16 protein-coding genes are annotated in these 19,841 nt (G+C 65.1%); 6 read left to right on the top strand and 10 right to left on the bottom strand.

Annotated elements, in window-relative coordinates; translation table 11 throughout:
• Positions 1–167 precede the first annotated feature (167 nt).
• From puuE to DEM26_RS14010, 4 genes are all read left to right on the top strand, one after another.
• A complete protein-coding gene (gene puuE, locus DEM26_RS14025; protein ID WP_088725545.1) occupies positions 168–1,583 on the top strand; it encodes an allantoinase PuuE in 1,416 nt (471 codons plus the stop codon).
• On the top strand, positions 1,583–2,416 hold the full coding sequence (locus DEM26_RS14020) for a bifunctional allantoicase/(S)-ureidoglycine aminohydrolase (protein ID WP_075775756.1): 834 nt from the start codon (positions 1,583–1,585) through the stop codon (positions 2,414–2,416). The genes puuE and DEM26_RS14020 overlap by 1 nt, the downstream gene beginning before the upstream one ends.
• A gap of 76 nt (positions 2,417–2,492) precedes the next feature.
• Positions 2,493–2,981, top strand: coding sequence for an ureidoglycolate lyase (locus tag DEM26_RS14015; protein WP_075775757.1), 489 nt, complete (start codon positions 2,493–2,495; stop codon positions 2,979–2,981).
• Between the two features lie 76 nt (positions 2,982–3,057).
• The gene (locus tag DEM26_RS14010; protein WP_109172657.1) at positions 3,058–4,185 is read left to right on the top strand and encodes a zinc-dependent alcohol dehydrogenase family protein; all 1,128 of its coding nucleotides are present in this window, start codon (positions 3,058–3,060) and stop codon (positions 4,183–4,185) included.
• Here DEM26_RS14010 and DEM26_RS14005 read toward each other — a convergent pair.
• Entirely contained in the window at positions 4,182–5,069 is an 888-nt protein-coding gene (locus DEM26_RS14005) for a LysR substrate-binding domain-containing protein (RefSeq protein WP_109172656.1), read from the bottom strand. The genes DEM26_RS14010 and DEM26_RS14005 overlap by 4 nt on opposite strands.
• Before the next feature lie 133 nt (positions 5,070–5,202).
• Between DEM26_RS14005 and DEM26_RS14000 the strand changes: the two genes are divergently transcribed.
• Positions 5,203–6,423: an acyl-CoA dehydrogenase gene (locus tag DEM26_RS14000; protein WP_088725547.1), complete on the top strand. Its 1,221-nt coding sequence runs from the start codon at positions 5,203–5,205 to the stop codon at positions 6,421–6,423.
• Positions 6,423–7,538 carry a CaiB/BaiF CoA transferase family protein gene (locus DEM26_RS13995; RefSeq protein WP_109172655.1) on the top strand — a complete coding sequence of 372 codons (1,116 nt, stop codon included), beginning with the start codon at positions 6,423–6,425 and terminating at the stop codon, positions 7,536–7,538. The genes DEM26_RS14000 and DEM26_RS13995 overlap by 1 nt, the downstream gene beginning before the upstream one ends.
• A 134-nt stretch (positions 7,539–7,672) precedes the next feature.
• On the opposite strand, the gene DEM26_RS13990 is transcribed toward DEM26_RS13995, so the two are convergent.
• The 9 genes from DEM26_RS13990 to DEM26_RS13955 all read right to left on the bottom strand — a co-directional run bounded on the left by DEM26_RS13990 (position 7,673) and on the right by DEM26_RS13955 (position 19,560).
• Positions 7,673–8,263, bottom strand: coding sequence for a DUF1007 family protein (locus tag DEM26_RS13990; RefSeq protein WP_158275128.1), 591 nt, complete (start codon positions 8,261–8,263; stop codon positions 7,673–7,675).
• Positions 8,260–9,060 carry a hypothetical protein gene (locus tag DEM26_RS20395; RefSeq protein ID WP_158275127.1) on the bottom strand — a complete coding sequence of 267 codons (801 nt, stop codon included), beginning with the start codon at positions 9,058–9,060 and terminating at the stop codon, positions 8,260–8,262. Before DEM26_RS20395 ends, DEM26_RS13990 begins: the two co-directional genes overlap by 4 nt.
• Positions 9,050–9,697: a HupE/UreJ family protein gene (locus tag DEM26_RS13985; RefSeq protein WP_088725550.1), complete on the bottom strand. Its 648-nt coding sequence runs from the start codon at positions 9,695–9,697 to the stop codon at positions 9,050–9,052. The genes DEM26_RS20395 and DEM26_RS13985 overlap by 11 nt, the downstream gene beginning before the upstream one ends.
• 114 nt (positions 9,698–9,811) lie before the next feature.
• Entirely contained in the window at positions 9,812–11,719 is a 1,908-nt protein-coding gene (gene feoB / locus DEM26_RS13980; protein ID WP_088720466.1) for a ferrous iron transporter B, read from the bottom strand.
• The gene (locus tag DEM26_RS13975) at positions 11,716–12,003 is read right to left on the bottom strand and encodes a FeoA family protein (RefSeq protein ID WP_075775765.1); all 288 of its coding nucleotides are present in this window, start codon (positions 12,001–12,003) and stop codon (positions 11,716–11,718) included. Before DEM26_RS13975 ends, feoB begins: the two co-directional genes overlap by 4 nt.
• A gap of 244 nt (positions 12,004–12,247) precedes the next feature.
• The gene (locus DEM26_RS13970; RefSeq protein WP_088720465.1) at positions 12,248–13,600 is read right to left on the bottom strand and encodes an HlyD family type I secretion periplasmic adaptor subunit; all 1,353 of its coding nucleotides are present in this window, start codon (positions 13,598–13,600) and stop codon (positions 12,248–12,250) included.
• Positions 13,597–15,672, bottom strand: coding sequence for a type I secretion system permease/ATPase (locus tag DEM26_RS13965; protein ID WP_088720464.1), 2,076 nt, complete (start codon positions 15,670–15,672; stop codon positions 13,597–13,599). Before DEM26_RS13965 ends, DEM26_RS13970 begins: the two co-directional genes overlap by 4 nt.
• A gap of 36 nt (positions 15,673–15,708) precedes the next feature.
• Positions 15,709–18,009: a hypothetical protein gene (locus DEM26_RS13960; RefSeq protein WP_109172653.1), complete on the bottom strand. Its 2,301-nt coding sequence runs from the start codon at positions 18,007–18,009 to the stop codon at positions 15,709–15,711.
• A gap of 177 nt (positions 18,010–18,186) precedes the next feature.
• Positions 18,187–19,560, bottom strand: coding sequence for a hypothetical protein (locus DEM26_RS13955; protein ID WP_109172652.1), 1,374 nt, complete (start codon positions 19,558–19,560; stop codon positions 18,187–18,189).
• Positions 19,561–19,841 lie beyond the last annotated feature (281 nt).

The following is a 19,841-nucleotide window of genomic DNA, read 5'->3' as shown; positions in this document are numbered from 1 at the left end:
CCGCAGATGGACGAGGCCACACGCGAAGCCCGCTACGCCGCGTGGAAAAAGGCGGTCGAGGTCACCATCGCGGCGGTCTGACCTGCGGCGATGGGTCAGCCCCCCTTTCCCTTTGGCGTATTTTGCTCTTTCTTGTCCCGGTTCGACCCGAAGACAGGAGCCATTCGATGACCCGCTACCCTCGCGACCTGCGCGGCTACGGCCGCACGCCCCCAGATCCGCAATGGCCGGGAAAGGCGCGCGTAGCGATCTCGATGGTGCTCAACTTCGAGGAGGGCGGCGAGAACAATATCCTGCACGGCGATGCGGCGTCGGAGGCGTTCCTGTCCGATATCGCAGGCGCCGCGCAATGGCCCGGCCAGCGACACTGGAACATGGAGTCGATCTACGAATACGGTGCGCGCGCAGGCTTCTGGCGGCTGCACCGGTTGTTCACCAGGCTGAACGTACCACTCACGATCTACGGGGTCGCGACCGCGCTGGCGCGCGCGCCGGAACAGGTCGCTGCGATGAAGGAAGCGGGCTGGGAGATCGCCTCGCACGGCCTGAAATGGGTCGAGCACAAAGATATGGCGGAAGACGAAGAGCGCCGCCAGATCGCCGAGGCTATCCGCCTGCATACCGAGGTCGTCGGAGAGCGTCCGCGCGGATGGTATACCGGGCGCTGTTCGGCCAACACGGTGCGGCTGACCGCAGAAGAGGGTGGCTTCGACTGGATCTCCGACACTTATGACGACGACCTGCCTTATTGGCTGGAAGTGGGCGCGCGGGACCAACTCGTGATCCCCTACACGTTGGAAGCCAACGATATGCGCTTTGCCACGGCGCCCGGCTATATCGAGGGCGAGCAGTTCTTCCAGTACCTCAAGGACAGTTTCGACACGCTCTATGCCGAAGGGATGGACGGCGCGCCGAAGATGTTCTCGGTGGGCCTGCATAACCGCCTGATCGGGCGGCCGGGAAAAGTTGCGGGGCTGAAGCGCTTCCTCGATTACGCGCTGTCGCATGAGGGCGTCTGGTTCGCGACCCGTGGAGAGATCGCCGCGCATTGGGCCGCGACCCACCCCCACACGCGCCGCGAACGCCCGAGCCAGATGAGCCGGGACCGTTTCGTCGAAGTCTTCGGCGGCATATACGAACATTCGCCCTGGATCGCCGAGCGGGCCTTCGAGCTGGAGCTGGGCCCGGCCCATGACAGCCATGAAGGGGTGGCCTCGGCGCTTGTCCGCATCTTCCGCTCTGCTTCGGAGGCGGAGCGTCTCGGCGTGCTGACCGCGCACCCGGATCTCGCGGGAAAACTCGCCCAAGCCAAACGTCTAACCGCAGAAAGCACCTCGGAACAGGCGAGCGCCGGGCTCGACGCGCTGACCGACGAGGAACGCGCCACATTTGAGGCGCTCAACGCCGCCTATACCGAAAAATTCGGTTTCCCCTTCATCATCGCCGTAAAAGACAATACCAAGGCGTCAATCCTCCACGCCTTCCGCCGCCGGCTTGACCAGGGCCGCGAGACGGAATTCCGAGAGGCCTGCAAACAGGTCGAGCGGATCGCGTGGCATCGCCTGAACGCCATGGACCTTTGATGGAATACACCTATTACGCCCCGACGGGCGGTTTGCCCGATCAGAACCAGCGCGCCCGCGAGCGCGCGCAATTCAACACCTCCTACGCCGTGATCCCGCGCGGTGTGCTCTCCGACATCACCATCTCGCTGATGCCGGGCTGGGAAAACACTCGCGCCTGGGTGCTCGCGCGGCCGCTGTCGGGCTTTGCCGAGACCTTCGCGCAGCTGATCGTCGAAGTCGCGCCGGGCGGCGGTTCGGACAATCCCGAACCCGATCCCGAGGGCCAGGGCGTGATCTTCGTGCTCGCTGGCCACATCCGCCTCGTGATCGAAGGCGTCGGCCACGAACTGGACGCCGGCGGCTACGCCTATCTCGCCCCGGGCACGCAATGGTCGGTCGCGAATGATCAGGACACGCCCGGCACCTTCGTCTGGATCCGAAAGCGCTACGAGCGTGTGCCCGGCATCGACGCGCCGGAAAGCTTCGTCACCGCCGATCAGGACAAGCCGCCGCTCGAGATGCCCAACACCTCGGGCTACTGGTCGACCTCGCGCTTCGTTGATCCGAACGATCTGCGCCACGACATGCATGTCAATATCGTGACCTTCATGCCGGGCGGCACCATCCCCTTCGCGGAAACCCACGTCATGGAGCACGGCATCTACGTGCTGCAGGGCCGCGGAGTCTACCTGCTGAACCAGGACTGGATCGAGGTCGAGGAGGGCGACTTCATGTGGCTGCGGAGCTTCTGCCCGCAGGCCTGCTACGCCGCCGGTCGCCGTCCGTTCCGCTACCTGCTCTACAAGGACGTGAACCGCCACCCGAAGCTCGGCTCGCCCATCTCGAGCTGACCCTTTCGGCTTGGTCGAAATATCCCGGGGGTGAGGGGGCAGCGCCCCCTTTCTTCCGCCCGAACCCGGAGGCGCCATGCAGATCAAGGCCGAACCGCTGACACCCGAGGCGTTTGCCCCGTTCGGGGATGTGCTCGAGGCGTCCGGCGCGCCCGACAAGATCATCAATGCCGGGCTCTGTGGGCGCTACCATGATCGCGCACAGCTTGATTTCGGGGCGGAGTCCGGCGGGCGCGCCGGACTCTCGATCTTCAAGGCGGAGCCGCGAACGCTGCCCTATCTTTGTGACCTGCTGGAGCGGCACCCCGAAGGCTCGCAGGCCTTCCTCCCGATGAGCGCGGACCCGTTCCTCGTGATCGTGGCACCGGACGCAGGCGGGAAGCCCGGCACGCCGCGTGCTTTCCTGACCGACGGCGCGCAGGGCATCAACCTCCATCGCGGGACGTGGCACGGTGTACTGACGCCGCTCGCAGCGCCCGGTCTCTTCGCCGTGGTGGACCGGATTGGCGAAACCGCGAACCTCGAAGAACATCCGCTGGACGCTCCCTTCACCGTCACCGTGTGACGCATCGTCAAAGAGGCATGGACACTTCCGCCGATCTTTCCCAATCTGCGCCAAATCGATTTGGGGAGGAGCAAGAATGAAAACGCGGATCGCACTTTTGCGGGAGATGGGCAGGGCGCGCCCCTATACCGACAGCCAGCCGCTGGAGATCGTCGAGGCAGAGCTGGACGATCCCGGCCCGGGCGAGTTGCTGATCAAGATGTCCGCGGCGGGCCTGTGCCACTCGGACCTGTCCGTCATCAACGGCGACCGCCCGCGCGACATGCCTGTGGCGCTGGGCCACGAGGCGGCGGGCGTTGTCGAGGCCGTCGGTCCCCATGTCACGCGCTTCGCGCCCGGCGATCACGTCGTCCTCGTCTTCGCGCCGTCCTGTGGCCATTGCGTGCCCTGCGCCGAGGGGCGGCCCGCGCTTTGCGAGCCGGCCGCGGTTGCCGCGGGTAAGGGTAGCCTGATCACCGGATCGAAACGCATCTCGGTCGCGGGCGAGCATGTGAACCACCATATCGGCGTGTCGGCCTTCTCGGATTACGCAGTCGTCTCCGAGGCGTCCTGCGTGAAGATCGACAAATCGATCCCCCTCGACCAAGCCGCGCTGCTGGGCTGCGCGGTGCTGACCGGCGTCGGCGCGGTGCTGAATTCGGGCGGGCTGAAGACCGGGCAAAGCTGCGCGATCATCGGCCTTGGCGGCGTCGGCCTCGCGGGGCTTCTTGGCGCGGTCGCGGCAGGCGCGCGCACACTGGTCGCGGTCGATTTGGCCAAGGACAAACGCGACCTCGCTCTCAAGCTTGGCGCGACTCATGCCATCGACCCGACCGAGGAAGGCGCGGTGCAGAAGCTGCGCGACCTTACCGGCGGCGGCGTCGATCTCGCGGTGGAGCTGGCTGGCGCGGCTCCGGCGCTGCAATTCGCCTATGCCATCACCCGGCGTGGCGGCACGACCGTCACCGCGGGCCTGCCGAACCCGAAGGCGGAGTTCACGATCCCGGCCGTGTCGCTGACGGCGAACGAACATGCGCTGAAGGGGTCCTACATGGGCTCCTGCGTGCCGGTCCGCGACATCCCGCGTTTCGCGCAGATGATGGTGCAAGGGCAACTGCCGATCCCGGACCTGATGACCCATCGCCTAAAGCTCGAAGACATCAACGAAGGTTTCGAGCGGCTCGCCGCGGGAGAGGCGATCCGGCAGGTCATCGTCTTCGACTAAGCGCCGATCTCGGCCCGCAACCAATCGCGGAAGGCGCTGACATGCGGCGCCTCCCGCGCGCGCTCGGGCAGGATCAGCGCGTAATTCTCACCGGTGGCAAACCGGCGCGGCGTCGCCTGCACCAGCCGCCCCGAGGCCAGCGCCCCTTGCGCGATGATCGCGGGCACCAGCCCCAGCCCCATGCCCGCGCTCGCCGCATCGAGGATCATGTCGAAATGATCGAACCGCGCGCCGCGGAGGATATGCCGCGCGTCGCGCCCGCTCTCGCGGAACCAGTCGAGCCAGAGCGTCGGGCGCGTCGACTGCTGCAAGAGGGGCAGCGCCAGCGCGTCTTCCTCCAATTCCGCGCGCCCCGTCATCAGGTGCGGCGCGGCCACGACGATCAATTCCTCCGCAACGAGATTTTCGACCTCGGCCCCCGCCTGTTCATGCCTGGAGCGCATGATTGCCAAGTCGAATGGCTCCCGCGCGAAATCCACCGGCAGCAGTCGCGCGCTGAGATCGAGGCTCACCTCCGGCTGCGCGGCCTCGAACCCGGCCAATCGCGGGATCAGCCACGACCGCGCAAAGCTCGGCAGCACGGCCATGCGCAGCACCGCGCGCGCGCCGCCGAAGGCCATCGCCCCCATCGCGGCCCGGTCGATCTGACCAAGGATTTCTTCTGCCTGCGCAAGGAAAACATGACCTGCCGGCGACAGAGACAGCCGCTTGCGCACCCGGTCGAACAGGGCCACGCCCAGCCGTTCCTCCAATGTCCCGAGCGAGCGCGACACCGCCGATTGCGTCAGGTTCAACTCCGCTGCCGCCCGCGTCGTCGTGCCGAAGCGCGCGCAGGCTGCGAAGGCCTGCAGCTCGTTGATCGTAGGAGTGTAGCTTTTGCGCATGGTCGCGAGAGTGCTCCGCTGTGTCTTGCCGGATCATGCGCAAAACTCATCATCTTCGCAAATTTAATCGTTTGCGCCACGCGGCTCGATGCCTAGAGTTCGACGCAACGCAAGACAGATCTCGAGGACCGCCATGACCGACCGCCCTACGCTCAAAGCCAAGGATGCCCCCGATCTGGGCAAGTTCACCTGGGACGACGCGCTGCGTCTGGAAACCCAGCTGAGCGAAGAGGAGCGGATGCTGCGCGATGCGGCCCGCGCCTATGCGCAGGACAAGCTGCAACCGCGCGTGATCGAGGCCTTCGAGAACGAGACCACCGACCCCGCGATCTTCCGCGAGATGGGTGAGATGGGCCTCTTGGGCGCGACCATCCCCGAGGAATATGGCGGGATCGGCGCGGGCTACGTGTCCTACGGCCTGATCGCGCGCGAGATCGAGCGCGTCGATAGCGGCTACCGCTCGATGATGTCGGTGCAATCGAGCCTCGTGATGTATCCGATCTACGCCTATGGCTCGGAGGAGCAGCGCCAGAAATACCTGCCGAAGCTGGCCTCGGGCGAGTGGATCGGCTGTTTCGGCCTGACCGAACCCGATGCGGGCTCGGACCCGGCGGGCATGAAGACCCGCGCCGAGAAGACCGACGGTGGCTACCGCCTCACCGGCTCGAAAATGTGGATCACCAACTCGCCGATCGCGGATGTCTTCGTCGTCTGGGCGAAGTCCGAAGCCCATGGCGGCAAGATCCGCGGCTTCGTGCTGGAGAAGGGCATGAAGGGGCTGAGCGCGCCGAAGGTCGGGCAGAAACTGTCGCTTCGCGCGTCGATCACCGGCGAGATCGTCATGGACGGCGTCGAGGTCGGGGAAGACGCGCTGCTGCCGCATGTCGAGGGGCTGAAAGGTCCGTTCGGCTGCCTCAACCGTGCGCGCTACGGTATCGCCTGGGGCGTGATGGGCTCGGCCGAGTTCTGCTGGCACGCCGCGCGCCAATACGGCCTCGATCGCAAACAGTTCAACAAGCCTCTCGCGCAGACGCAGCTGTTCCAGAAGAAGCTCGCAGACATGCAGACCGAAATCACGCTGGGCCTGCACGCCGCGCTGCAAGTGGGCCGCCTGATGGACGCAGCCGATGCCGCCCCCGAGATGATCTCGCTCATCAAACGCAACAATTGCGGCAAGGCGCTGGATATCGCGCGGATGGCCCGCGACATGCATGGCGGCAACGGCATTTCGGGCGAGTTTCAGGTGATCCGCCACATGGTCAACCTCGAGACGGTGAACACCTACGAGGGCACCCATGACGTGCACGCGCTGATCCTGGGTCGTGCGCAGACGGGCCTGCAGGCCTTCTTCTGATGGCCCCGCTGGAAGGTGTGAAAGTCGTCGAACTGGCGCGGATTCTGGCCGGTCCCTGGGCCGGTCAGGTGCTGGCCGATCTCGGCGCGGAGGTGATTAAGGTCGAAGCGCCCGAGGGCGACGATACCCGCCGCTGGGGCCCGCCCTTCATCGCGCGCGAAGGCGACGGGCCGGAGGGTCGCTCGGCCGCCTATTTCCACGCCACCAATCGCGGGAAGATTTCGGTCGTCGCCGATTTCCGTACCGAAGAAGGCCAGAAGATCGTGCGCGATCTGGTCAAGGACGCGGATGTGGTGATCGAGAACTTCAAGCTCGGTGGGCTGAAGAAATACGGCCTCGATTACGAGAGCCTTTCCACGATCAATCCGCGTCTCGTCTATTGCTCGATCACCGGTTTCGGGCAGGACGGTCCTTACGCGAGCCGCGCGGGCTATGACTTCCTGATCCAGGGCATGGCTGGCTGGATGGACCTGACCGGCGACCCGCAAGGCCAGCCGCAAAAGGTGGGCGTGGCCTTCGCGGACATCTTCACCGGGCTTTACGCGGTGATCGGCATACAGGCGGCGCTGGCCGCACGGGCGCGCACCGGGCGAGGGCAGTTGGTCGATATGGCGCTTCTGGATTGCGCGGTGGGAGTGCTCGCCAATCAGGGGATGAACTTTCTCGCCACAGGCAATGCGCCGCATCGCTTAGGCAACGCGCATCCAAACATCGCGCCCTACGAGGTCGTCAGTGCCAAGGATGGCGATCTGATCCTCGCAGTCGGCAATGACGGGCAGTTCCGGCGGCTTTGCGAGGTTCTGGCCCTCGACCTCGCAGCCAATCCTGACTTCGCCACGAACGAGGCGCGCGTCGCCAATCGTGAGGCCATGCGCGCGGCCCTCTTCCCTGCGCTTGCGGAATGGCCGCGCGCCGATCTGCTCGCCGCGCTCGAAAAGGCGACGGTCCCCGCGGGCCCGATCAACTCCGTCGATCAGGTCTTCGCTGATCCGCAGGTTGAGGCGCGCGGAATGCGGGTCGAGGCCGAGGGTATCCCCGGCATCCGCACGCCGATCCGTTTTTCGGACACGCCCTTGGCGGAACCAAAACCCGCCCCGAAATTAAAGGGCGACTAGCCTTTTCCTCTTGGTGGAAATATCCCGGGGGGGGGTGAGGCGGGATCCGCGGCCTTCCAGTGGAAGAACACCCCGCCGAACGCCCGAAGCGCAAGCGAAGGGCCGTCAGCGCGGGGGCAGCGCCCCCTCCAAGTTCACCCCTTACAAGCCAGCGTCAGCGCAATCGGGATATTGTCCGGCCCGCCATGCACATCCGGCTGATTGACCGAGACGTTCGGCACGCAGGTCGCGCCGTCGGCCAAGCCGCGGATCACCACCGGGTCCGATTTCACCGGCACCAGTCCAGTCAGGTTCTCGGGGTCGTACATCTCGATGCGCAGGTCGTTCGGGTCTTCGGGCTGGGCCAAGGCGAGCGCGAAGGCCATCGTGACGGCCCCATCCTTCACCGTCGCCTGAAAGCCGTAGATCTGGGGATCGGGCAGTTGCTCGGTCCCTTTCCAGAACCGGGTGTAGAAGAACGAGCCCTCCGAATTCTGCTTTGCCGCGTCTTGCAGCGGCGCCAGCTCGTCTCCGGTGAAGGCCCCGTCGCCATTTTTGTCGAAACTCTGGATCAGCCAGTCGGACACGGTCGGATCGAAGGTCCAACTCTCGCCAATATGGGTGACTTTGCCGCTCTCCATGCCGACAAGCAGACGGATCAGGATTTCGTCTTCCGGGTGGGCCTTCGCGAGCCCCGGCAGCAGCCCGATCAGACCGGCGAGGGTGAGAACAGTGCGGCGGATCATGGTTGGAAATCCGGTTTCTTGCTGCCGGGCGGGGCGGCGGGCGGCGGCGCGCCGAAGCTGGGGAAAGCATCGGCCTGGGGCACTGCGGTTTCTGCCGCGGGCGCGTTCTCCGAGGCGGCGGTCGAAGGATCTGCATTCTTCGGCTTCAGCTTGCCGCCCATCAGTGCGACGCCTCCGTAAAGCAGTCCGATCGCGATCAGCCAGCTGCCGACGATCCGGCCTGCTATCTCGAACCATTGCGCCTTCCAGCTGCGCAGCACCAGATAGACCGCGCCGATCAGCCAGATGCCCAGGCCGATCCCGGCGAGGAAGACCCAAGGCGCACCGCCATAGCTCGGGTCGGACAATTTCACCGAGAGCGCATACATCACCCCCAGAACAAGTCCCGCTGGCACGATCAGCACGGGCCGCGACCAGCGCCCAAGCGCCAGCGTGGCACCGATGGCGATGGCCGAGATCGGCATGGTCAGGAAGTGATGCGTGATCGCGCCGGGGAGTTGTTGCAACGTGGCCATCAGCTCGATGCGGAAGGTGAAGCCGAGCGCGATCCCGACGGCCCAGAGCAGCGCCGCGAACAGTGCAGCGCGCCGCCCGACCAAAGCCAGCGCGATCCCGAAGCCGAATAGCGGGAACAGCCGCTCGATCGCGAGCGCGTCGCGTATCAGCCACGCCCCGGTCTCGCCGCGGTCCGCAGGCGGGATCAGCGCCAGCACGATCAGAGCGGTCAGCCCGGCCAGCACCCAGAGGTGACGCAGCCAGCCGAGGCCGGTACGGTTATGCGATACGTCAATGGCCAAAGAGGCTCAGCCCACCTTGCAGGAACCCGAGCTGAGATTGCAGGTAACCCAGTGCCAGCGCAAGGAAGCCGAGTCCGACCACCGCGATGATCGCGCCCAGCCCGCGCGAGAACTGTCCACCCCGGATCGGGTCGAGGACGAGACCCACGCCGACCCCGATCACGTGGATCATCCCGGTCGCCAGCACGAAGCCGATCGCGAAATCTGCCGGGTCGGCGGCCATCGGCAGCTCTGCCCCATGTGCGTAACCGTGGTAAAGCGCGAAGACCGAGATGATCGCGAGCGCTATCCATTCGTAGGGCTTCCATGCGGTGGCGATGGCGAGGCCGAGAACTACGATAGACAGCGCGATCCCGATCTCGATGCCGGGCAGCGGCAGGCCGAGAATGCCGATCACGCCACCTACGACCATGATCAGCGGGAAGGTCACCGGCAATTGCCAGACCTGACGTCCACCCATCTGCGCGCCCCAGAGGCCCACCGCGAACATCGCGAGGAAATGGTCATAGCCCGAGAGCGGATGCTCGAACCCTGCGGTGAAACCGCCCGAGCCGGTCGCGGTGATGTGGGCGGCGGCCACCTGCGGCAGCATCAGGGCGACGAGGCCCAAGAGGGCGGCAAGGCGGCGATGGATCATGCGGAGGCTCTCTGTCCCGTGACTGTCGAGCGGCATCTTCCGGATCGTCGCGCGAAACTCAAGGCGGCAAAGCGTTCACCGCGTCTCACCATCGATTGAAGGTTGCGCGAGGGCTCAGCCCGCGCCGAGGAGGGCCGAGATCTGGTAGGTTGCGAAAGCCGCGAGATAGGCCAGTGCGAACATGTAGACCACCGCGACCCACATCCACTTCGCCGAACCGGCCTCGCGCCGGATAACCGCCAGCGTGGAGATGCATTGCGGTGCGAAGATATACCATGCGAGCAACGCCAGCGCGGTGCCGAGGCTCCACTGATCGGTAAGCGTGTGGATCAGGCCGTTCTCGCCGCCCACCGCGTAGACCGTGGCTAACCCTGCGACCGCGACTTCGCGGGCGGCCATGCCCGGCACCAGCGCCACGGCGATCTGCCAGTTGAAGCCCAAAGGCGCGAGGATCGGCGCGACGAAGTGGCCGATCATCGCGGCGAAGGAATAGTTGATCGCCGGTTGCGTCGCGCCCTCGGGGGCCATCGGGAAGGTCGACAGGAACCAGATCACCACCATCGCCCAGAAGATCACCGTGCCGGCCCGGCGCAGGAAGACCCGTGCGCGTTGGTAGAGCCCCAGCGCAATATTGCGCAGGATCGGCATCTTGTAGTCGGGCAGGTCGAGCATAAGTGGCGCCGAGCGCTCTTCACGTGCGAAGAGATGTCGCGCGACGAAGGCCACCGTGAGAACCGAGAACACGCCAGCCGCATAAAGACCGAACATGACCAGCCCCTGCAGGCTCAGCCCGCCGAGCACTTTCGTGTTGGGGATGAAGGCGGCGATGATCAGCGTGTAGACGGGAATGCGCGCCGAGCAGGTCATCAGCGGCGCGACGAGGATCGTCGTCAGCCGGTCGCGTTTATTGTCGATCACCCGCGCGGCCATGATGCCGGGGATCGCGCAGGCGAAGCTCGACAGAAGCGGGATGAAAGCGCGCCCGTTCAGCCCGGCGCGGCCCATGATCCGGTCCATCAGGAAGGCCGCCCGCGCCATGTAGCCGAAATCTTCCAGCAGCAGGATGAAGAGGAAGGTGAACAGGATCTGCGGAAGAAAGATGATGACCGAGCCGATGCCCGCGATCAAACCGTCCGAGATGAAGCTTTGCACCAGCCCTTCGGGCATCACTTGCGTCACCAGCGCGCCCAGCGAACTGAACGCCCAGTCGATCGCATCCATGAAGGGCGCGGCCCAGGAAAAGACGGCCTGAAACATCACGAAGAGGATCGCCAGCAGGATGATCGGCCCCGCGATCGGGTTCAGCACCACGCGGTCGATCTTGGCGGAAATCGTGTCCGGCTCGGGCGGGCGGATGACATGGGTCTTCACCAGCCGTTCCGCCTCGCGCATCGAGACCCGCATGTCATGCGTACTCGGAACCGCCCAGCTAGAGGGTTGCGGGTCGTCGAGGCCGGCTTCCAGCATCGGATCCACCTTGGACCACAACTCGTCGAGCCCGCCGCGGCGGACGGCAGTGGCTGGGATCACCGGGATGCCCAGTTCCTCGCTCAGCGCGACATGGTCGATCTGCAAGCCGCGATGGCGCGCGATGTCGATCATGTTGAGGATCATCACGATCGGCAGGCCGATCTTCTTCAGTTCCGAGACCAGACGCAGCGCGCCACGCAGGTTGGTCGCATCGCCCACCGCGAGGATCATGTCGGGGACGCGCTCTCCCGGGCGCTGGCCCAGCAGCACGTCGCGGGTCACTTCCTCGTCCGGAGAACGGGCGCGCAAGCTATGGGTGCCGGGCAGGTCGATCAGCGCGAACTTGCGCCCCGCAGGCGTGGTCGCCACGCCGACTTTGCGCTCCACGGTCACGCCGGAATAATTGCCAACCTTCTGCGTCGCACCGGTCATCGCGTTGAACAGCGCCGTCTTGCCGCAATTCGGCGCACCGACCAGCGCGGCCTCGATCGGCTGGGCGTCGGGATCGGTCTGCGGGGCTTTGGGCTGGTTTATGGCAGGAGCCGACGTCATTCCGCGAGGATGGCCATCGCCTCGGCACGCCGCAGAGCGACGGTGGTGTCGTTCACGCGCACCGCGATAGGATCGCGACCGAACGGACCTTCGTGAAGGATGTGGACCGACGCGCCCTCGATGAAGCCAAGCTCCAGCAGGCGCAGTTCCAGCTCGTCCGCGTCATAGCCGTCCTTCCCGGCCAGCGGGCAGACAGAGACCAGAGTGCCCCGGAACCCGCGACGGCACTGGCCAAGCGGCAGTGCGCATTTGCAGGTTTCGTTCTCGATAGGGCTGGCCTTCATGAGGGCACCTCCGTGATGGGTCGCGAGTCGGTCTTCGCTTCCTATCGTCAGGAGATAGTCTGGAAATTGATCTCTGACAAATGAAGTCTGGTATTTTCCCGCCTTCGTGATCGATTATTTTACTCAGGAATTTAGAAGGAGTCTAAACTGTGGCGTAAGCCCATGAATTCGTTAGGCTGAAGGAGAAAGGCGCCGCGCCCTCGAGAGCGACGCCTTCACGCCGGTTTTCCGTCGGATCGGCCTCTCAATGCTCGCGGAAAGCACGGTTCATCGAATCCACCACTGGTTTCGCGATGTATTGGGCGAAGGTTCGCGACGCGGTTTGGATCATCACTTCCACCGGCATCCCGGGCATCGGCGCGAAGCCCGGTACCCGGCGCAGCTCCGAGGCGGGCAGGCGGATGCGGGCGATATAGACCTCGCGGGGATGTTCGCCCGAGCGCTCCACGATCGCGTCGGCGGAGATGTAATAGACCTCCCCAATCAGGATCGGCGTCGTGCGCTGGTTGAGCGCCGACAGCCGCACCGACGCTTCCTGTCCGACCTTGATCGCGTCGATATCGGTGCGCGCGATCATCGTCTCGATGATGAGCGGGGCTTCCGAGGGCAGGATCTCGGCGATGACCTTGCCCGCCTCGATCACGCCGCCCGCGCCGGAATAGTTCAGCCGCACCACGGTGCCGGAAACCGGGCTTTCGATCACCACGCGCTTCAGGACGGAGGTCGCCTTGCGCTCTTGCTCGCGTACGGAATCGAGTTCCGCCTGCACGGTCTCCAACTCGTCGAGCGCGGCCTGCTTGTGGGTCTCGATCGTCTGCTTGGTCTGCGCCTGGTATTTCGCGCGCATCTCCTCGCTCTCGCCGATCTCCGCCTTGAGGCGGCCGATCTGCCCTTCCGCATCGGCCAGAGCGCGAAGCAGCGCGTTCAGCTCGGTTCGCCGGATCAGCCCGCTCTCGAAGAGTTTCGCCTTGCTCTCATGGTCCTCGGCCAGCAGGTCGCGCTGGGCCTCCGCGGCAATCAACTGCGCGCGGTAGCCTTCCGAACGGCTCTCCATCGCGGCGATGTTGCGCGCCAGCAGGTCCAACTCGCTTTGCACTTTCGCCTTCGTCACGTCAAAGGCGAGGCGTTGGGAATCCATCATCGCGGCGATTTCCACGTCGCGCCGGGCGTCCTGCAGCCATTTCGGGAAGACCAGTTCGCGCCAGCCGTCATATTCGGCCTGTATCCGGGCCTCCATCGATTCCAGTCGCGCGCGGCGCAGGAATAGCGCGCGTTCATTGGCGAGCGCCGAGGTCTCGTCGAGGCGCAGGAGCGGTTGCCCCGCGGTGACGAAATCGCCCTCGGAGACATTGATCTCCTTGATGATCCCGCCTTCGAGGTGCTGGATCATCTTGTTGCGGCCCGTGGCCACGAAAGAGCCCGGCGCCATGACGGCGGCGGCGAGCGGGGCGCTGAAGGCCCAGACGCCGAAGCCGCCAAAGGCCATCGCGAAGATCGTCAGCCCGACGATGACCAGCGTCTTGATGCTGCGCGGGACCTCGGTCGACCAGTCGGGGGTCTCGTGGGAGTTGAGCGGGTTGGTCAGAAGGAGTGTCATGCCGGGGCTCCTTGCATCGGGGCGGTCGCGGCGACGTTCTGCGCCGCTGCGCGTTGTTGCTGCACCTGCTGGGCCTTGGCCTGCTTGCGCCGCTCCAGCTCTGCGAGCATCTGGTCGCGCCAGCCGAACATCGCGATATTGCCGTCGTTGAGCAGCATGATCTTGTCGACCGCGCTGAGCAGCGAGGGTTTCTGCGTGACCACGACCACCGTGATCCCGTTGGCCTTGGCATGACCGAGCGCGCGCACGAGGGCCGCGTCGCCTTGCGTGTCTAGGTTCGAGTTCGGCTCGTCCAGCACCACGAACTTCGGATCGCCGAAGAAGGCGCGCGCCAGACCGATCCGCTGTTTCTGTCCGCCCGATAGCGGCGAGCCGTCGGAGCTGACGACCGTCTCGTAACCCTGCGGCAGCGAGGCGATCATCTCGTGCACATCGGCGAGCGCGGCGGCGCGATGGATCGCGGCGTCGCTCGCATCCTCCCGCATCCGGGCGATGTTCTGCTTGATGGTGCCCGGGAAGAGCTGCACGTCCTGCGGCAGGTAGCCGATGCTTTCGCCGAATTGCCGCGGGTCCCAGTTGCGGATGTCCATCAGGTCGAGCCGCACAGCTCCCGAGGTCGGCAGCACCGATCCCACCAGCATCTTGCCGAGCGTCGTCTTGCCGGCGCCCGAATTGCCGATGATCGCCAGTTGGTCGCCGGGCGCGAGCGAGAAGGTCAGCGCGTTCAGCACGACATGCTTGGTGCCTTGCGGAACATAGAGGAGACGCTCGATATCGAGCCGTCCTTCCACCTTGGGCAGGCGCAGCTTGTCGTTGCGGGTCTTGGCGGAGGCCAGAAGCTGGCCGACCCGATCATAGGCGCCGCGTGCCAGCAGGAAGGAGTTCCATCCCTCGATCGCGCCTTCGATCGGCGCGAGCGCACGGCCCGCGACGATCGAGGCGGCGATCACCATGCCGCCGGTGATCTGCCCATCGAGCGCGAGATAGGCGCCCCAGCCCAGCATCCCGATCTGGGTGAACAGGCGGAACATCCGCGACGCGGAGGCGGTGAAGACGTTGCGATCCTGCGCCTCGGTCTGCGCGCGCAGGGAGGCGGCGGTATCGCGACCCCAGATCGACACGGCTTCGGGGATCATCGCCATCGCGTTGATGATCTGGCTGTTGCGCGACATCGACTCAAGGTGCAGGTTCGCCCGGGTCTGCGCGATATTGGCACGGCTGAAGCCGTCCGAAGTGATCTTCTGGTTGATCCAGGCAAACAGCATAAGGATCAATGCGGTCACGACCACGATCGTGCCGAGATGCGGGTGGATCAGGAAGACCGCAAGCACGAAGATCGGCGCGAAGGGCACGTCCAGGAAGGACAGCAGCGTGCCGGAGACAAGGAAGCTCCGCAGCGCGTTGAGATCGCCCAGAACCTGATATTCGCGCCCGTTGGAATGCAGCGAAGCCTGCGCTGCAGCCGACAGGACCGGTGCGCCGAGCCGCGCGGCCACATCCACCGCCGAGCGCATCAGTACCAGCCGGCGTACCGCGTCGAGCAGCGTCTGCACCACGATCGCCCCGGCAATCACGATGGTCAGCATCACCAGCGTGTCGGTCGAGCGCGAGGTGAAGACCCGATCGGAAATCTGGAACAGATAGATCGGTACCGCGAGGATCAGGATATTCGTGGCGCAGGTCATCAGCACGACGAAGGCCATGTTCACGCGCAGCCGCTTTTTCATGTCATGCAGCGTGCGGGTGAAATCCACCGGGCCGAGGCGCTTGTGAAAGGCTGGGGTGGAGGGTGGCGCCGGTGGGGAGCCGGAGGCATTTTGCGCGGGGACACGACCCGCCTCCTTTCGGGCGTCAGCACCACCCTCCGTCCGGGCGGCGACTGTCTCGACAGTCCCCTCCGCGCCGGTTTCGTCGGCGCGCGCTTTCGCCCCGGGACCGTCGCCCGTTGCGGTTTGCGCCTGCCGTTTGTCTGTCGGATCGGCCTGCGGCGGATCCACGTTCCGAGCCATCGCGTCATGACCATCTTGGCGGGTCGCCTGCCCCCCGGCGGCGTCGTCAGTCCTGTCTTTCATCGAAGTTCCCCTAGTGAATGAAGTTCCGCCCCTCCGTCAGGCCAGAACCGTGTGCAATGCATCGAGCGACCCGCTTCCCCCGTGGGAGCCCGGGTGCACCTGGAATTCGTCATCGTCGTAAGTGGGCGCGTTCTCGATCATCCCGTCCGCGAGGAACGCCACCGCCTCCGAGGCAAGCGCCCCTTCGCTGGGGCTCGTCGGGCCGAGGGGACCGCCGCTGCCATCGTCCATCATCCCCGCCTGCCAGATCACCGCGTCGGAATAGACGCCATCGGCGGCCATGATCGTGCTGTCGACGCCCGCGACAGTCAGCGACGAGACGTTGGCGAGCGTGTTGCCGCCCGCATCGACGTCGAATTCGCCCGGACCGTCGACCGATATCAGGTCGGCATCTTCGAGAATGTTGATCTGGGTGAGGTTGTCGCGAACGATCAGGTCTCCCTCGATATAGAGTACCCGCAGTGCCATCTGGCCGCCCAAAAGCTCGTCGCCCAGCAGCCCTTCGACCGCGTCGTAGGCCGCGCCCGGCGGCATCGAATAGCCTTCGCCCGGGGTCGGATCGAGACCGCTGTAAATCTCCGCCAGCTGGTCGAGGACGTTCTGATATTGCGGGTCCATCTCCAACTGCGTGTCGATGCCCACTTTGGTCAGATGCGCCTCATTCCACAGCAGGTTATCCTCGCTCGAGACATGGCCCACGCCGCCGTGTCCGATGCCGCCCGCGCCGCTCATCACCAGATCGTCGTCGAGCAATACGTTGATCTGCTCGAGCTGAGCGATCTCGTACATGTTGCCGCCGATCATGATCAGGTCGAACTGCGCGCCCGCTTCCAGCAGAAGCTGCAGGTTGACGGTCGAGTTGTCGCCCATCACGATCTCGGCGGAATAGGAGCCGAATTCGAAGCTCACCAGATCCCCATCGGAGACCGCGTTCACCTGCGTCATGTGGTTGTCGACAATCAGGTCACCGCGAATTTCCGTCATCGCGATCAGGGTGCCGCCGGGCGGCATCACCAGGTTAAGGAAGTTCGCGGGATTGGCCTCTTGCGTGTAGACCGCCACGTTGTGGCCTAGCGAGGCGAGCGGGTCGGCGCTGTCACCATTACCCAAGCCTTGCCCGCCCGCGCTGTTGCCTGTGCCGTGGTGGCCGAGACCGGGCTTCATATCCGCGTCGCGCAGCACGTTCACCTGCGAGATCACCGAGAGCGAAGTCACCGATCCGCCGACCGCGATCACCGGCGCATCGAGCCAGTCATGCACCACCTGCGACTGGTTCAGCAGAAGGTTGTTGCCGGTGCTGAGGCTCTGCGCGATTTCCAGTGCCATGTCCGCGGGATCGACGGGCATATCGGGGCCTTGGACCGTTCCGGCCGCCCCTTCGCCATCTCCGCCGATACCGTCGGTCTCCACCTCGATCACACCCGCGTCGAGCGGTGTATCCTCCGACTCGTCGTCCGAGGGGTCGCGTGCTTCCAGCCGAAGTTTCAATGTTTCGGGCAATTCGTCCATGAGCTGCCCGTCGAACACGACCGCGCCCGAAAACGCGGGTGGCAGGAGGGAGGCCGCCGCCTCTTCACCGTCGAGGCTTTCGCTTTGCAGCTCGGTCATGGCCTCCGGGTCGGTTGCGCCCTCCTCGAGACCGTCGTCCTCTTCCGGGTCGGTCGGCGCGGCGAAGATCGTCTCGCTGCGGAACATCGCGGCCGTCACGCCATCGGGCACGGAATCGGGATCGAGCGCGTCGATCTGCGCCATCAGCGCCTCCGCCTGGGCTTCGACGGTCGTGCCGACGGGTGCGGCACTCACCGTCAGCGCATCTGCATATTCGGCCAATGCCATCAGCTTCGACGAGGTGGCCGCCGGGCCGTACTCGTCCATCAGCTCTGCCGGCATCATGAAGGGCTTGTCGTAGAGCACGTCATGATCGCTCAGCGTGTTGATCTGCGAAGTGATGTGGAGCACCGAGGAAGGTGGGGCCATTCCGAGAAACATCTGAAGCGGTACCGGAACAGGCGGAAAATCATAGGGCGGGATTGCGAGCTGGCCGGACGGCAACCCGGGCGGTGCGATATCGCGCAGCTGGTAATCGTCGACGAAGGGAAGCCACGGCGCCTCTGGCGGAGGCACGAGCGGGAGCTTCAGCTGCAGCGACGGATCGAAATCCTCGAGCAGGTAATCCGAATTGACGCTGACATTGACGGAGAGCAGGTCCCCCGGCGTGGGCGCGGAAGCCTGCAGCGCGCGAAAGGCGTCGTATTCCTGTCGGGCGACATTGGTCTCGGTCGTCTGATTGAAGGCACCGATGAAATGGGCGATGATTTCGGTCTGCCGGTCAAGCATCTTCCTTCCCCCCTTCATGACGCTGAAAACCCGCGCTTGGATGCGGGGCGTCAGACTGTCGGTTCATCGCATCCGGCGGGGTGAACTCCGCCGCGGGCAAGGTCCGGGCGTGATGCGATGCGAAACGGCCCGAACGGAATGCGGCGCGCCTCTCGTGGAGGCACGCCGCGTGTTTGCTTACGATGCGTCGTCGTCGCCGATATAGGAGGACGACAGGTTGCCGCCGACCACGGTGGTATCCACGGCATTGCCGAGGATGTTGGCGCCCATCACGATCGACTGGTTGAACGCGGTGGTGTCGATGGCCGCGCTCGCATCGGCATAGGACTGGCCGGTGACGATACCATCGTCGCCATTGCCCGACCCCCAATTGCCGAGGCTGCCGCCATTGCCGCCGCCGCCTGCGGTGACGTCGCCGCCACCGTTACCGCCGCCGGCATAGCCGCCGGTCGCCCAGGAGCCGCCGCCCGAGGCTTGCGAACCGGTCGAAGACCATCCGTAACCGTCGCCGCCGGCGCCGCCGTTTCCGCCGTCACCGGTGCCGGAGCCAGTACCAGTACCGGTCGCCCGTGCATCAGCCATTGCCTGGCCGGAATCGGTCGCGCTTGCATTGCCACCGTCGCCGCCCATCTGCGGATGGTGATGCTTCATCATCGGCATGCCGGCGCCGCCGTCGCCGGCGTTTGCGATTGCGCCGCCTTCGTCCGCTCCAGCACCCGCCATGCCGCCGCCCATGCCGAGGCCCATACCGAAGCCGTCGCCACCGTCGCCGCCATCGTCGCCTTCACCCTCGGTTTCCGAGGCTGCGAGCGAAACGCCGCCGCCCGAGAGGGCGATACCGCCACCCGCGAGCGCCATGCCGCCCGACGAACCGACATCCTCGGCGCCGTTGCCGCCTTCGGAGGATGCGTCGATCCCGTCATCGGAATGCGCCGAATTGTCCTTGATCACGGCGTCGACCTGGAAATTCGCGTCGTTGGAGACTTTGGGATCATTGAGCGTGTCGTTGTCGGTGAGCGTGTTGGCCTGCGTGTTGACCATCATCACGTCATTGCCCATGCCGTTGAGCATGTCGCTGAGGTTGATGTCGTCGCCCGGATCGTAGTCGTAGGTATAGGTCATATCGCCATCGGCAAAGACCATGTCGCCCACGCTCGAGTCGTCGATATCCGCGAAGTCGTTGTCTTCGCCGAAGATGCCCTCATCCGGGAAATCGATCGTGATGTCGTTGCTGTTGACCGCTTTCGAGTTTGACGTCGTGTCGGTATCGACACGGTTGTGGTTCGTGTCGTCGAGGCGGTTGGTGTTGGTCGCGTCGCCGCCTTCACCATAGGCACGCGCCGCCGAGGAAGCATCCGCATCGGCATTCGCACGCGAGTCTGCATCGGCATTCGCACGCGAATCCGAGTCCGAAACCGCTTTCTGATGCTGCTGTTGCTGCTGCGGATCGGGCGCCGAGTGATTATCCGACGAGTCCGAGTCGTGATCGTCGTCGTTCTCCATGTGGTTCTTCCAGTCGCCTTGGACCCAATTGTGCCGATTGTTCGCCATTTCATTTCTCCCAGTTGATCGGTCCGGGATCCGTCACTCTGTCTAAAACGGATATGGTTCGGACCATTGCTATGCAGGGCTTTTGCCCCGATGAATGTCCGCTTCCCCAACCGCTCGGCACCCCGGTCCCGATCCCCGAATCGAGCGATTCGCAGGTGGGTCACCCTTTCCGGGCGGAATGTGGAAACAGACGAGTCACAGCCCCCAGCTGCGACACCAACATCCTGCGCCCCGTGATCCGGTGGACCTAGCTAGCAAATGGGTCTAGCCCGCCGGTGCAC

It is taken from the genome of Thioclava sp. NG1, assembly GCF_003122275.1.
Lineage (GTDB): Bacteria > Pseudomonadota > Alphaproteobacteria > Rhodobacterales > Rhodobacteraceae > Thioclava > Thioclava nitratireducens.
The sequence above is the reverse complement of the archived record's forward strand: the minus strand, read 5'-3'. Positions and strand labels throughout refer to the sequence as shown.